Genomic DNA, 12,970 nt, shown 5'->3' with positions numbered 1-12,970 from the left:
GCCGTTAGCGTGATGGTAACCACGCCTTACGCCAGTCATCCAGCCCGGCATCACGCAGGTACCAGTCACGGTGCACCGCTTCGCGCAGGGCATCGCCCTGCCGTTCACGTAATAGCGGGTCGTTGATAAACGCCTGAATGACATTCATCCAGTCTTTGAAGCGGTTTTCGACCAGAGTGACCGGCAGACCGCAGCGATAAGGCGCAAGGTTGGTCGCGATAATCGGCACCCCGCAGGTGCCAATCTCCAGCAGGCGCAGGTTGCTTTTACACTCGTTAAAGTGGTTAGCCTCCAGCGGCACCAGGGCAAGATCCAGGTTCAACGACGCCAGTTTTTCCGGGTACATATCAAAAGGGACGCCCGGGTGGAACTCGCAACGCACATTGCGCGGTTTCATGCCCATAAACACCCATTCAACCTGCCCTTCCAGCGCTTTGATAAGCGGCAACAGGATCTCCAGATCGCCACTATGAGAGCTGCCTCCTGCCCACCCAATGCGGATTTTTTCACCCACGCCACGCTGGCTTTGCAGATGCCCCCACTGGTCCGGTGCTAGTCGGTTAAGGGCCACGCGAATATCCGAATGGAAACGGCTGTACGCCTCGGCCAGCGGTTCGGTTGAGACCACCAGCCAGTCGGCGCTGTCGATGACCTTGCGGAACGTCTTCAGGGCTTTTTGCGGGAAGTGCTGCCGGGTGCCATTTTTGAGCGGGATGTTCAGCAGGTTATCATCATATTCCAGAACAATTTTGGCGTTGTTAACTTCACGCAGCTGGGTAATGATTTCCGGGAAACGGCTACCCGTTACCAGCTCCAGCAACACCACATCCGGTTGTAATTGTGCCGTCTCCATCAGCCCTGGAATCGCACTGATGAGCGCGCCCTCCATATGCAGATGACGCTCAAGCGCCTTGAAAGGCTGCATGACGCGGTGGTGACCATTGCCCTGCCAGTTTACGTGATGGGCCAGTACGACAGGCAGCGGTCTTCCCGGCAGAGGCTGACGAAAACGTGCCGTGTGTTCGCTCAGGGTGAACGGCGTCCCGGTTTTTTGCATTAAGGGGTGGTAAGCGGGTTCCGCCAGTACCCCTTCCTTCCACTCGCGGCGTAGGGTCGCGTAGTCTTCGCGAAGCGGTCGCTCCTGGACCTTGAACTGCTGCCCCATTAAGCGGGTTGCCCCGCCCATATGTTTCACACGTGCGTAAGGGGTCCAGACGTTGAGATAACCTGACTTTTGTGCCCGCAGACCGAAATCCACGTCGGCGAGATACAGGGGTAACGCCTCCTGATTCAGGCCGTTCAGGGCGAAGAAAACCTCTTTACGTACCATCATGCACGATGCACTGACCGCCGCCAGATTGCGGGGAGTTTTCAGGTAGTGCTGGTAGCCATTGCTGTTGCCGTCGGCCCCGTCAAAAGCCACCTCCGCGCCCGGCCCCACCCCGACCAGGTAGCCGCCATGCTGAATGCGGCCATCACTGTATTCCAGCCGCGCACCCACCACGCCCACTTCGGGCCGGAGCACCTGCTCAACCATCGCCCCCAGCCACTCTCCGTCAATGATTTCGCAATCATTATTGAGGAACAGCAGCACCTCGCCCCGCGCCTGTTGCGATGCGGCATTGTTAATTTCTGCAAAATTGAACGGCGCGTCATAGCGTAAAACGCGAACCTGCTCGATACCGGAATCCGCCAGATCGTTAAGAAAACGGCAGGCATCTTCCTCAACGGACTGGTTATCGACAATCAGCAATTCGTAGCGGGTATAGCGCGTTTTTTCCATCAGGCTTTCAACGCAGCGCTTTAATAGCGCAAACCGGTCGCGGGTAGGAATGATGACAGAAACCAGCGGCGTGGCATCCCAGTGATAACGGACACGTGCCACGCCGGGTGCCATCCCCTCCTCCAGCGTCGCGCGGATCCCCAGACGCGAGAGGTGAGATAACAGAATGTCCTGGCATTCCTGCTGAACCTCGGCAGAGCTTGACCACTGTGAGGGCAGATACGGACTCTCAACCAGCACATCCGCCACACGCCCCAATGCCCCTGCGCCCTGGGCTTCAACAAAGCGCCAGAGCAGGTCGATTAACGGCGCATGAGAATAACGTGCATCCAGCCCACCCAGTTGCAAAGCCATATCTCGTGAGAACAACAGCACTTCGCCCACATAAGGGATGCCGCGCAAGAGATCGATATTCACGTCCGGGCGGATCGCCAGCTGCGGCTCGCCGTTTTCTTCCCGGGTCATCTCATCGCAGTAGAACAGCCAGGCGTTTTGCTGGTGCAGGCGCTGCTCACAAAAGCGCAGCAGCGCATCGTCCAGCAAGGTAAATCCTGCCGGGATAATCAGCATGGCGTCGGCGCTGCGTTCAGCTAACAGGGTATTGATGGCGGAAGCCGGACTCGCCTGCCCGCTAATGACGTCGACGCTGACGGGTGGCAACGATTGCGTATGAACAGTAGCCAGCGTTTTTTCGCGGGCAGCACCGTCTGTCTGTGGGTCGACAACGATCACGCCAATGCTGCCCTTTTCCGGATAGCTTCGGGCAAACGAGAGCAATGCCTCCCGGCGAGCCGCGCTTAACTGACGATCGTCAAGCCAGCGGGACATGGAGTAGTCAGTCGACTGCTGAGCGATGACCGCTTTGCTGTGGAAGTTCAGTGCATAGCGGGCTTTTTCATTAATATGGAGCGGCTTTTCTGCCAGCGGCTTTGAAAAAATGGCATCCAGCATGCTGCCAAGGTGCCATTTCTTGATGAAGTCTGACCGATGCGCAGTAACCCATTTAAGCGCGCTGGGATAACCGTTTTTCAGCAGTTCCAGCCACTCTTCGGCATCCGGGCAGTTGCGCAGGGTTAGCGCGCAGAAATGTTCGTTTTCATGGCGCTCAACATTATCTTCGTTGAGGTAGCCTTCCACATAACCTTCATTCGCCAGAAATAGCGGAATGCCGAGCGATAAGGCTTTCGGTACGCTGTCTTCATTGCCGATAACGACGTCATACTGTTCAAGCCAGGCAGGTTCAATGCCTGTCCTCTGTGAAGAAAGATCCAACCAGTCGAGCTGGATCCCCTCTTCGCCGGCTTTTTGCTGAATTTCATACATTTCAGCCGTCATTTTGGGGGCGACGTAGAGGATTTTCTGCAAACCCTGGGTTGTACGGGTTCGCTCATACGCCGCAAATTTTTCCGCCACGGTCCAGGGCAGCGTCTGAAGTTGGGCACTTTCAATGCCCGTTTGCAGCAGTATGTTGTTGCTGCGCGTCGACTGCCCAAGCGTCAGGGTGGCAAGCTGGTTCTCCAGTTGCACGCCGTAAGGGATATAAAGATCGTTGTAGTCGCTGAAATGGCGGAAAATCATCGCCCCGGCCAGACGCTGTTCGGTCAATGCGTCCAACAGCAGATCGTGAAAGTAACCGCGATAGATCCAGATGGCGTCGTAGCGTGCCGCGAGGTGCCCCCGTGACTCCGTTATCACCTTGAAGCGGCCTGTTGCAGCGCGCTGTTCAATTTCGTGGGTCAGCACTTTGCCCGCGGCAGAGGTCATGATATCAATCTGCCAACCTGCGGCCAGTAAGGCATCGGTCACATCCAGCGCTTCGCAGGTGTGGGCAGAGTAAACGTCTAGTTTATCGACGCTGATTAATATACTTCGCATCTGTCATCCTCAACATCGTCGGAAGTGCCCGGCCTGCATCGTGCGGCATGTTAAAAAGGCACAGCGGTAGTTATGGGATATTGTGCGGTAACAGGGGGATATTGAGAGGGAAAAAAGGTTACAGAAAAGGGCTTATATCCAGCGATTGTCGATAAAAACCAATAAAAAAAGGCATCCGAAGATGCCTTTCTGAAAGCGTTGCGATTAACGCAGCAGGGACAGCATGGTCTGCGGAACCTGGTTGGCCTGAGCCAGTACAGAAGAGCCAGCCTGTTGCAGGATCTGCGCACGGGACATGTTGGACACTTCGGTCGCGTAATCGGAGTCCTGAATACGGCTGCGGGCAGCGGTCAGGTTGCTCACGGTGTTGTTCAGGTTAGTGATGGTGGACTCGAAACGGTTCTGAGACGCACCCAGCAGGCTGCGCTGGCTGTCTACCGCTTTGATTGCGTTATCGATGTCAGCCAGTGGGCCGCCATTCACGCCGCCGGTGGCGTTCACGGTGCCGCTCAGAACGTCAAAACCTTCAGCAGCAGTGGTACGTGCGTTGCCGTTAACAGTCTGGCTCGTCGTGGTGAAGGTTGCACCCGTTGCGTTGAACAGGTTGTAGTCGTTGCTTTTGCTCATGGAGATAGAGATGGTTTCGCTATCTTTAGAGCCAACCTGGAAGCTGTAGGAGGTGCTGGTGCCGGAACCGGTGTTCAGCACTTTGATGCCGTTGAAGTCAGTCTGCGTGGTCACGCGGTTAACTTCTTCCATACGCTGGTTAACTTCAGCCTGGATGGAGTCGATGTCTGATGCAGAGTTGGAGCTGTTCTGCGCCTGCACGGTCAGGTCACGGATACGCTGCAAGTTGTTGTTGATCTCGGACAGCGCGCCTTCAGCGGTCTGCGCCAGGGAGATACCGTCGTTGGCGTTACGTGCAGCAACGGTCAGACCGTTGATGTTGGACGTGAAACGGTTTGCAATAGCCTGACCTGCAGCGTCGTCTTTGGCGCTGTTGATACGCAGACCGGAAGACAGGCGCTCAATCGAAGTACCCAGAGAAGACTGTGATTTAGTCAGGTTGTTCTGAGTCGTCAGCGACAGGGTGTTAGTATTAATAACAGCCATGGTGTAGTTCCTTCATTGATGAATGTAAGTTCCGGTAAGGGCCAGCGGCATCATCACCGTCATATTAGTTATCGACGGTCTGAACAAATGCTTTAACGCTTTTTTGATTATTTTATTAACAGCATAACCCATTGAGTTCATACATAAAAAAAGCGCCGCAAGCGGTAACACCGATCGGTTAAGCAAAATGATCGGTTGAACGATCCGGCGGGTAGACGACAATAGCCTCATCAATTCTCTGATGGGGCTTTTTAATGCTTTCGACCTGGCTTGACGATACGCAGACCTGGGCTGAACCCGCTTCACTTTCCTGTTTCCAGCGTGCCATTCCCCTTGAGTGGATTTCTCAGGTACTTGAGTCCACGAATAAAGCCAGTATCCGTAAACGTAAGCTCCCTGCAGAACTCGTGGTCTGGCTGATTGTGGGCATGGGATTGTACCGCGACCGTTCCATCACGGATGTGGTGACAAAACTCGACCTCGTCCTGAGTTCGCAGGAGGGGGATACACTCGCCGCCAGTTCCATTGCCCAGGCCCGACAACGGCTCAGCGAAGAACCGCTTCGCGAACTCTTCACGCTGACGGCCGGGCACTGGACCCAACAGGAAGACAAGGATGACCTCTGGCACGGATTACGCCTGTTCGCCGTTGATGGCACGCTTTTCCGCACACCCGATACACCTGAACTTGCAGACCATTTTGAGTACATAAAGCATCGCCCGGACAGACACACTGAGTACCCGATGGTCAGGCTGTGCGCGCTGATGTCCCTGCGCAGTCGGTTGATCCACGATGTGAAATTTGGGCCGGCAAACACCGGTGAAGTCAGTTACGCGAAGCAGTTATCGCCTCAGGTGCAGAGCCTGACGCTGTTTGACCGCTGTTACTTGTCCGCAGAATTACTGATTAACTGGCAACACAGGCAACAGGACGCGCACTGGCTGGTTCCCCTGAAAGGCAATACAAAATACCGGATAGTTGAAACCTTCGGTGAGGGAGACCATCTGGTGGAGATGCAGGTCTCACCGCATGCGCGAAAACAGGACAGCTCGCTGCCTGAAAACTGGCAGGCCCGGCTAATAGAATGTGAGGGTGAATCAGGTGATTACAAAGGTTTTATTACCTCTCTGACAGAGCCGGAGCAGTATCCGGCAGAGGCGCTGCGTTATGTGTATCAGGAGCGATGGAGTATAGAAAACGGCTACGGAGAGCTGAAACAGTTCCAGCTGAGTACAGCGACTCTGCTGCGCAGTCAGAAGGTGAGCGGAATATATCAGGAAATCTGGGGCCTGCTGACAGGCTATAATCTGATACGGATGGAGATGAGTCAGATAGCCCGGGAAGCAAAAGTGGCGCCGCTGCGAATAAGCTTCGTGATGGCGATGAGGCTGATCCAGGATGAACTCATCTGGTGTTCACTGAGTAAACCCGGGACGATCCCGACGAAGCTGAAGAAAATGCGGGAGAATGTGAAGCAATTTATCCTGCCAGAAAAGAGAAAACGGCCCAAAAAGAGGACCGTTCGAATCTCTAAAACCCAGTATCCCGTTCGCTCAAAACATCTTAAGTGAACGGTGTTACCGCAAGCGGCGCTTTTTTTGTCATCAAGACATTTGCGATTAACGCAGCAGGGACAGCATGGTCTGCGGAACCTGATTGGCCTGAGCCAGTACAGAAGAGCCAGCCTGTTGCAGGATCTGCGCACGGGACATGTTGGACACTTCGGTCGCGTAATCGGAGTCCTGAATACGGCTGCGGGCAGCGGTCAGGTTGCTCACGGTGTTGTTCAGGTTAGTGATGGTGGACTCGAAACGGTTCTGAGACGCACCCAGCAGGCTGCGCTGGCTGTCTACCGCTTTAATGGCCAGGTCGATGTCTGCCAGCGGGGAACCGTTGGTGCCGCCGCCAGAAGCAACGGTACCGCTCAGTACGTCGAAGCCTTCAGCTGAGGTTGCACGGGCGTTGCCGTTAACCATGCCGCCGGTAGCACCGGTAGCAGCGGTGGTATTGAACAGGTTGTAGTCGTTGCTTTTGCTCATGGAGATAGAGATGGTTTCGCTATCTTTAGAGCCAACCTGGAAGCTGTAGGAGGTGCTGGTGCCGGAACCGGTGTTCAGCACTTTGATGCCGTTGAAGTCAGTCTGCGTGGTCACGCGGTTAACTTCTTCCATACGCTGGTTAACTTCAGCCTGGATGGAGTCGATGTCTGATGCAGAGTTAGAGCTGTTCTGCGCCTGCACGGTCAGGTCACGGATACGCTGCAAGTTGTTGTTGATCTCGGACAGCGCGCCTTCAGCGGTCTGCGCCAGGGAGATACCGTCGTTGGCGTTACGTGCAGCAACGGTCAGACCGTTGATGTTGGACGTAAAGCGGTTTGCAATTGCCTGACCCGCTGCGTCATCTTTTGCGCTGTTGATACGCAGGCCGGAAGACAGACGTTCAATAGAAGTACCCAGAGAAGACTGAGATTTAGTCAGGTTATTCTGAGTCGTCAGAGACAGGGTGTTAGTATTGATAACAGCCATGGTGAAATTCCTTCATTGGTAAAAGTAAGTTCCGGTAAAGGCCAGTGGCGTCATCACCGTATTACTAGTTATCGACGACCTGAACAAATGCTTTAACGCTTTTTTGATTATTTTATTAACAGCATAACCCATTGAGTTCATACATAAAAAAAGCGCCGCAAGCGGCGCTTTTTTTGTCATCAAGACATTTGCGATTAACGCAGCAGGGACAGCATGGTCTGCGGAACCTGGTTGGCCTGAGCCAGTACAGAAGAGCCAGCCTGTTGCAGGATCTGCGCACGGGACATGTTGGACACTTCGGTCGCGTAATCGGAGTCCTGAATACGGCTGCGGGCAGCGGTCAGGTTGCTCACGGTGTTGTTCAGGTTGGTGATGGTGGACTCGAAACGGTTCTGAGACGCACCCAGCAGGCTGCGCTGGCTGTCTACGGCTTTGATTGCGTTATCGATGTCTGCCAGCGGGGAACCGTTTACGGTACCTGCGGTAGCGCCGGAAGCAACAGTACCGCTCAGTACGTCGAAGCCTTCAGCAGCAGTGGTACGTGCGTTACCGTTAACAGACTGACCGGTAGTTGCGAAGGTGGTGCTTGCGCCAGCATTGTACAGGTTGTAGTCGTTGCTTTTGCTCATGGAAACAGAGATGGTTTCGCTGTCTTTAGAGCCAACCTGGAAGCTGTAGCTGCTGGTACCGGAGTTGGTGTTCAGTACTTTGATACCGTTGAAATCAGTCTGCGTGGTCACGCGGTTGATCTCTTCCATACGCTGGTTAACTTCAGCCTGGATGGAGTCGATGTCTGATGCAGAGTTGGAGCTGTTCTGCGCCTGAACGGTCAGGTCACGCACACGCTGCAAGTTGTTGTTGATCTCGGACAGCGCGCCTTCAGCGGTCTGTGCCAGAGAGATACCGTCGTTGGCGTTACGTGCAGCAACGGTCAGACCGTTGATGTTGGAAGTAAAGCGGTTAGCGATAGCCTGACCCGCCGCGTCGTCTTTTGCACTGTTGATACGCAGGCCAGAAGACAGGCGTTCAATAGAAGTACCCAGTGAAGACTGAGATTTAGACAGGTTGTTCTGAGTCGTCAGCGACAGGGTGTTAGTATTAATAACAGCCATGATGGAATTCCTTTAAAAGTTAGCGTATTCAGGCATCTGCCTACGGCTTTCTCACCGTTGTTTCTGATTATCGACCGATATACGACAACCTTTAGGAAAAAAATCATTTTTTTAAAGCGATAAACTGCCCCGTATTCTCGCGCTTTATTTGCCCATTGTTTTTTTAAAAAGTCTCTAATCTTTTCTCATTCGCTGCCGATAATCCATCCAGTGATTGTCTCAGATGAAAGGATGTTATTTATGGCAACAATTAGTTCGCTCGGTGCTGGCACCAGTATGAGTTCAAGCCTCAGCACACTGTATGATGGCTTAGAGTCTGCTGAACAAACCAAACTGACGCCTATTACCAAGCAGCAGACCTCCTATAAGGCAAAGCTGACTGCATGGGGTGTTGTTCAAACCTCTTTAAATAAGCTGCAGACGGCCTCTGATGCGCTGAAGAATACGTCGGCGATTGCCTCAGCGAAGGTGACGAGCACCAACAGCGCCTTCACCGCGACGCTGGCGAACAGCGCAACGGCAGGAACCTATTCGGTAGAGGTCTCAGCGCTGGCTTCTGCGCAGTCGTTACTCAGCCAGAAAGTGGCAAGTAAGGATACCGATCTGGGCGACAGCAATCTGGCCTCGCGCACTATTACCATTAAGCAGCCGGGTCAAACCGATCCCTTTACGGTGACGCTGGCGAGCGATAAAACCAGCCTGGCTGACGTGCGTGATGCGATCAACGCGAAACAAGGTAGCGTGACAGCCAGTATCATCAAAGCCGATGACAACAGCTATTACCTGTCGCTGACGTCCAAAGAGAGTGGCACCGCGAATGCGATGACCATCACTACAGATGACCCGTCTCTGGAACAGTACATCAGTTACGATGCAACGGGTGCCGGTCCGAGTAGCATGACTCAACAGGTCCCCGCTGCGGATGCGAAGCTCAAAGTGAATGGCATCGACATTACCCGTAGCAGCAACACGATTACGGATGCCCCTGAAGGCGTCACGCTGACGCTGACTAAAACCAATGTCGGCAGCCCGGAAACATTGACGGTCGCAAAAGATAACACCGCGATGACCTCAGCGATTCAGGCATTTGTTGATGCTTACAACTCGCTGCAAACCACGATCGGCAATCAGACCAAATATACGGCGGTTGATCAGGGTACGACCAGTCAGGACAGTTCGAATGGCGACCTGCTGGGCGACGGTACGCTGCGTAATATCCAGACGCGTGTGCGCTCCATGCTGTCGACCAACCAAAGCGGCGGTTCTCTTTCTGCGTTGTCTCAGTTGGGCATCACGCAGGACATTAATGGCAAGCTGACCGTTGACAGCACCAAGCTTGAAAAAGCACTGAATGAAAAATCTGCCGACGTGATTACCTTCCTGTCGGGGGATGGCTCAAAAACCGGGTTTGCTACCCAGACCAGTGCGTTGTTGAAAGATATCCTGGGTACGGACGGTTCTCTGCAGAATGCGACCGACGGTATCAATAAAACGCTGAAAAAGCTGTCAGAAGATTATGACCGCGTAAACACGCAGATTACGGCCACCATGGCCCGTTATAAAGCGCAGTTTACGTCATTGAGTACGCTTATCTCTTCACTCGACTCAACGGCCAGCTATTTGACGCAACAGTTTAATGCAATGAGTTCTTAAGTTACTGATTGAGGTTTGACATGTATACGAAATCGGGAATCCAGGCCTATGCAACGGTCGGCATTGAAAGCGCCGTCCTGAGCGCCAGCCCACATCAACTTGTGGTTCTCCTTTTTGATGGCGCCCTAAGCGCGATGAAAAAAGCAGCCATCTTGATTGAGCTGGGAGATATTCCCGGTAAAGGAAAGGCGCTGTCACATGCCATCAACATCATCAGCAATGGTTTGCGCGCGGGTCTTAACCACGATGCCAGTGGTGAGCTCGCGGCCAACCTTGATAGTCTTTATGACTACATGACACGGCGTCTTTTACAGGCCAATTTGCACAATGACCTTACCGCCATTGAAGAAGTCGCAGCGTTGCTTACCAACATTGCGGATGCCTGGAAAGAAATTGGTCCACATAATCCAAATGCGCGGGACACATACTAATGGAAGCAAATTTCGGGTTGCTCCACCACTACCAACAACTGCTGATGACCAGTTGTACCATGCTCAACCTGGCGAGGGAAGCTCGCTGGGATGACCTGATTCAACATGAACTGGCGTACGTGACGGCGGTAGAAAAGCTGACACAATTTCAGGGTGCAAGTGATGTTGCACCCCCAGTGCAGGCACAAATTCGCCCCCTTCTGAAACAGATCCTTGAGAATGAAGTGGAGCTGAAAACGTTACTGCACCAGCGCATGGAAGAATTACGGAATCTGGTTGGACAAACATCCCGACAACATAACCTGAATTCAGCATATGGACGTCTCTCTGGCAATGTTCTGTTCCCCAGCGAGTTGTGATCTCGCGTCGATGATGCGGGTGAATATTTAACGCTTCACCCGCGCCATTTCCCCGCTTTCAGCCATACTTCGTGTGTTCTTAATCAGGAGCACGGAAGATGAAAAACCCCACGCTATTGCAGGCATTTCACTGGTACTACCCGGACGGCGGAAAACTGTGGCCAGAGATCCTCGAACGCGCTACGCGTTTGAATGATATTGGCATCAATATGGTCTGGTTACCTCCCGCCTGTAAAGGGGCAGCCGGTGGCTATTCGGTCGGTTATGACAGCTACGATCTTTTCGATCTGGGTGAGTTCGACCAGAAAGGCACTGTTGCCACCAAATATGGCGATAAATCCCAACTTCTCGCAGCCATCAATGCTCTGCATGACAACGATATCGCCGTCCTGATGGATGTGGTGGTAAACCATAAAATGGGGGCTGATGAAAAGGAGTCTATTCGCGTCAATCGAGTCAACGAGCAGGATCGCACCCACATTGACGATGAAATCATTGAGTGTGAGGGCTGGACGCGCTACACCTTCCCTGCCCGTCAGGGTCAGTACTCGCGCTTTGTCTGGGATTACAAATGTTTTAGCGGCATCGATCATATTGAAAACCCGGATGAAAATGGCGTGTTCAAAATTGTCAACGACTACACCGGCGACGGCTGGAACGACCAGGTCGATGACGAAATGGGCAATTTCGATTATCTGATGGGCGCGAATATTGATTTCCGCAATCACGCGGTCACTGAGGAGATCAAGTACTGGGCGCGCTGGATGATGGAACAGACCCAGTGTGATGGTTTTCGTCTTGACGCGGTGAAGCACATCCCGGCCTGGTTCTATAAAGAGTGGATTAATCATGTGCAGGAGGTTGCACCGAAGCCGCTGTTTATCGTCGCTGAATACTGGTCACATGAAGTCGACAAGCTGCAACAGTACATTGATCAGGTGGAGGGCAACACCATGCTGTTTGATGCCCCGCTGCACATGAAGTTTCATGAAGCTTCGCTGCAGGGGCGCGAATATGACATGCGGCAGATTTTCACCGGTACGCTGGTCGAGGCCGATCCTTTCCATGCCGTTACCCTGGTGGCCAATCACGACACCCAGCCTCTTCAGGCACTGGAGGCCCCGGTAGAAGCCTGGTTTAAACCGCTGGCCTACGCGCTTATTTTACTGCGTGAAAACGGTGTGCCATCGGTATTTTACCCGGACCTGTTCGGCGCGAGCTATGACGACACCGGAGGCGATGGCGAAACATACCACGTTGATATGCCGGTCATTGATAAGCTCGCTGAACTCATTCAGGCCCGGCAACGCTATGCCCATGGCGTGCAGACTCTGTGGTTTGATCATCCCAACTGCATCGCCTTCAGCCGCAGCGGTACCGAGGAAGACCCGGGCTGCGTGGTGGTGATGTCCAACGGCGATGAAGGGGAGAAGACGCTGGCGTTGGGTGATAACTACGGCAATAAAACCTGGCGGGATTTTTTGGCTAATCGGGAAGAGACGGTAACCACAAATGCCCAGGGCGAAGGCGTGTTTACCTGCCAGGGCGGCAGCGTAAGCGTGTGGGTGATTGACGAAGAGTAACGATCAAACGCTGGGTGAAAAGATTCACTCAGCGTTTGCCATCACTGGCGAATTACGGTTTTAGCCCCACCGCTTTTTTCCTGGTCAGTGCATCGGCACATTCAGGGGTCGGTTTTTCGACGCGTTTTAGCGTCATCCCATCGTAATCAAGACGATCGCCTGTACGCGTTATACGATAGCTGTCGAGCTGCTGGGTGATGTTGTCGAGCACATCTTCACGAACGGAAAGTTTTCCCGGCACGGCGATGACCCGTTGCCACTGACGACAATCCAGCGTGTCCCCCTCAGGGGTCACAATTAAACTGGCAATCGCCTCCGGGCTCACCAGTTCACTTTGCGGCCCTTCAGACTGCCAGTACCCTGCCAGCCCTGGCGGTGCCGGGTGTTTGACGACACCTTCATAGTTTTCAAGTGGCACACAACCGCTTAAGAGCACTAATGCACCGATAACCCAACGTTTTTTCATCATTTTTCCTGCCTCCAGAACCCCAAAGAGTTTGGCATCAAAAACGCACCGTCACCAGTCTTTCGTGGCC

10 protein-coding genes are annotated in these 12,970 nt (G+C 53.5%); 5 read left to right on the top strand and 5 right to left on the bottom strand.

Features of this window, described 5'->3' with window-relative positions; all coding sequences use genetic code 11:
• Positions 1 to 4: 4 nt before the first annotated feature.
• The gene (locus ACUY4Q_RS09525) at positions 5 to 3,658 is read right to left on the bottom strand and encodes a glycosyltransferase (RefSeq protein ID WP_458046782.1); all 3,654 of its coding nucleotides are present in this window, start codon (positions 3,656 to 3,658) and stop codon (positions 5 to 7) included.
• A 204-nt stretch (positions 3,659 to 3,862) separates the two neighbouring features.
• On the bottom strand, positions 3,863 to 4,771 hold the full coding sequence (locus tag ACUY4Q_RS09520; RefSeq protein WP_458046781.1) for a flagellin N-terminal helical domain-containing protein: 909 nt from the start codon (positions 4,769 to 4,771) through the stop codon (positions 3,863 to 3,865).
• A gap of 254 nt (positions 4,772 to 5,025) precedes the next feature.
• Between ACUY4Q_RS09520 and ACUY4Q_RS09515 the strand changes: the two genes are divergently transcribed.
• Positions 5,026 to 6,342: an IS4 family transposase gene (locus ACUY4Q_RS09515; RefSeq protein WP_458043217.1), complete on the top strand. Its 1,317-nt coding sequence runs from the start codon at positions 5,026 to 5,028 to the stop codon at positions 6,340 to 6,342.
• 48 nt (positions 6,343 to 6,390) lie between these two features.
• Here ACUY4Q_RS09515 and ACUY4Q_RS09510 read toward each other — a convergent pair whose 3' ends face one another.
• Positions 6,391 to 7,296, bottom strand: a complete 906-nt coding sequence (locus ACUY4Q_RS09510) for a flagellin N-terminal helical domain-containing protein (protein ID WP_458046780.1) — start codon at positions 7,294 to 7,296, stop codon at positions 6,391 to 6,393.
• Positions 7,297 to 7,490: 194 nt separating this feature from the next.
• Positions 7,491 to 8,408 (bottom strand): flagellin N-terminal helical domain-containing protein, encoded by a 918-nt coding sequence (locus ACUY4Q_RS09505; RefSeq protein ID WP_458046779.1) that lies wholly within the window; start codon positions 8,406 to 8,408, stop codon positions 7,491 to 7,493.
• A 240-nt stretch (positions 8,409 to 8,648) separates the two neighbouring features.
• Here ACUY4Q_RS09505 and fliD point away from each other — a divergent pair, with 240 nt between their 5' ends.
• The 4 genes from fliD (at position 8,649) to amyA (ending at position 12,434) form a co-directional block, all read left to right on the top strand.
• Positions 8,649 to 10,061 carry a flagellar filament capping protein FliD gene (gene fliD, locus ACUY4Q_RS09500; protein ID WP_458046778.1) on the top strand — a complete coding sequence of 471 codons (1,413 nt, stop codon included), beginning with the start codon at positions 8,649 to 8,651 and terminating at the stop codon, positions 10,059 to 10,061.
• A 20-nt stretch (positions 10,062 to 10,081) separates the two neighbouring features.
• Positions 10,082 to 10,492, top strand: coding sequence for a flagellar export chaperone FliS (fliS, locus tag ACUY4Q_RS09495; RefSeq protein WP_458046777.1), 411 nt, complete (start codon positions 10,082 to 10,084; stop codon positions 10,490 to 10,492).
• Positions 10,492 to 10,851, top strand: coding sequence for a flagella biosynthesis regulatory protein FliT (gene fliT, locus ACUY4Q_RS09490; protein ID WP_458046776.1), 360 nt, complete (start codon positions 10,492 to 10,494; stop codon positions 10,849 to 10,851). The genes fliS and fliT overlap by 1 nt, the downstream gene beginning before the upstream one ends.
• Before the next feature lie 98 nt (positions 10,852 to 10,949).
• Positions 10,950 to 12,434 (top strand): alpha-amylase, encoded by a 1,485-nt coding sequence (amyA, locus tag ACUY4Q_RS09485; protein WP_458046775.1) that lies wholly within the window; start codon positions 10,950 to 10,952, stop codon positions 12,432 to 12,434.
• A 52-nt stretch (positions 12,435 to 12,486) separates the two neighbouring features.
• Here the strand turns inward: amyA and yedD are convergent, their stop codons facing one another.
• Positions 12,487 to 12,900 carry a lipoprotein YedD gene (gene yedD / locus ACUY4Q_RS09480; RefSeq protein WP_458047305.1) on the bottom strand — a complete coding sequence of 138 codons (414 nt, stop codon included), beginning with the start codon at positions 12,898 to 12,900 and terminating at the stop codon, positions 12,487 to 12,489.
• Between the last annotated feature and the right edge of the window lie 70 nt (positions 12,901 to 12,970).

It is taken from the genome of Phytobacter cepae (assembly GCF_054165735.1).
Note: the sequence above shows the minus strand (reverse complement) of the source record. Positions and strands in the feature narration are given on the sequence as shown.

What these genes read in the sequence shown, in the direction of transcription:
- ACUY4Q_RS09515 (WP_458043217.1), top strand. Translation starts at nt 5,026, where the DNA reads ATGCTTTCGACCTGGCTTGACGATACGCAGACCTGGGCTGAACCCGCT.
- fliS (WP_458046777.1), top strand. Translation starts at nt 10,082, where the DNA reads ATGTATACGAAATCGGGAATCCAGGCCTATGCAACGGTCGGCATTGAA.
- fliT (WP_458046776.1), top strand. Translation starts at nt 10,492, where the DNA reads ATGGAAGCAAATTTCGGGTTGCTCCACCACTACCAACAACTGCTGATG.
- ACUY4Q_RS09525 (WP_458046782.1), bottom strand. Translation starts at nt 3,658, where the DNA reads ATGCGAAGTATATTAATCAGCGTCGATAAACTAGACGTTTACTCTGCC.
- yedD (WP_458047305.1), bottom strand. Translation starts at nt 12,900, where the DNA reads ATGAAAAAACGTTGGGTTATCGGTGCATTAGTGCTCTTAAGCGGTTGT.
- ACUY4Q_RS09510 (WP_458046780.1), bottom strand. Translation starts at nt 7,296, where the DNA reads ATGGCTGTTATCAATACTAACACCCTGTCTCTGACGACTCAGAATAAC.
- ACUY4Q_RS09505 (WP_458046779.1), bottom strand. Translation starts at nt 8,408, where the DNA reads ATGGCTGTTATTAATACTAACACCCTGTCGCTGACGACTCAGAACAAC.
- fliD (WP_458046778.1), top strand. Translation starts at nt 8,649, where the DNA reads ATGGCAACAATTAGTTCGCTCGGTGCTGGCACCAGTATGAGTTCAAGC.
- ACUY4Q_RS09520 (WP_458046781.1), bottom strand. Translation starts at nt 4,771, where the DNA reads ATGGCTGTTATTAATACTAACACCCTGTCGCTGACGACTCAGAACAAC.
- amyA (WP_458046775.1), top strand. Translation starts at nt 10,950, where the DNA reads ATGAAAAACCCCACGCTATTGCAGGCATTTCACTGGTACTACCCGGAC.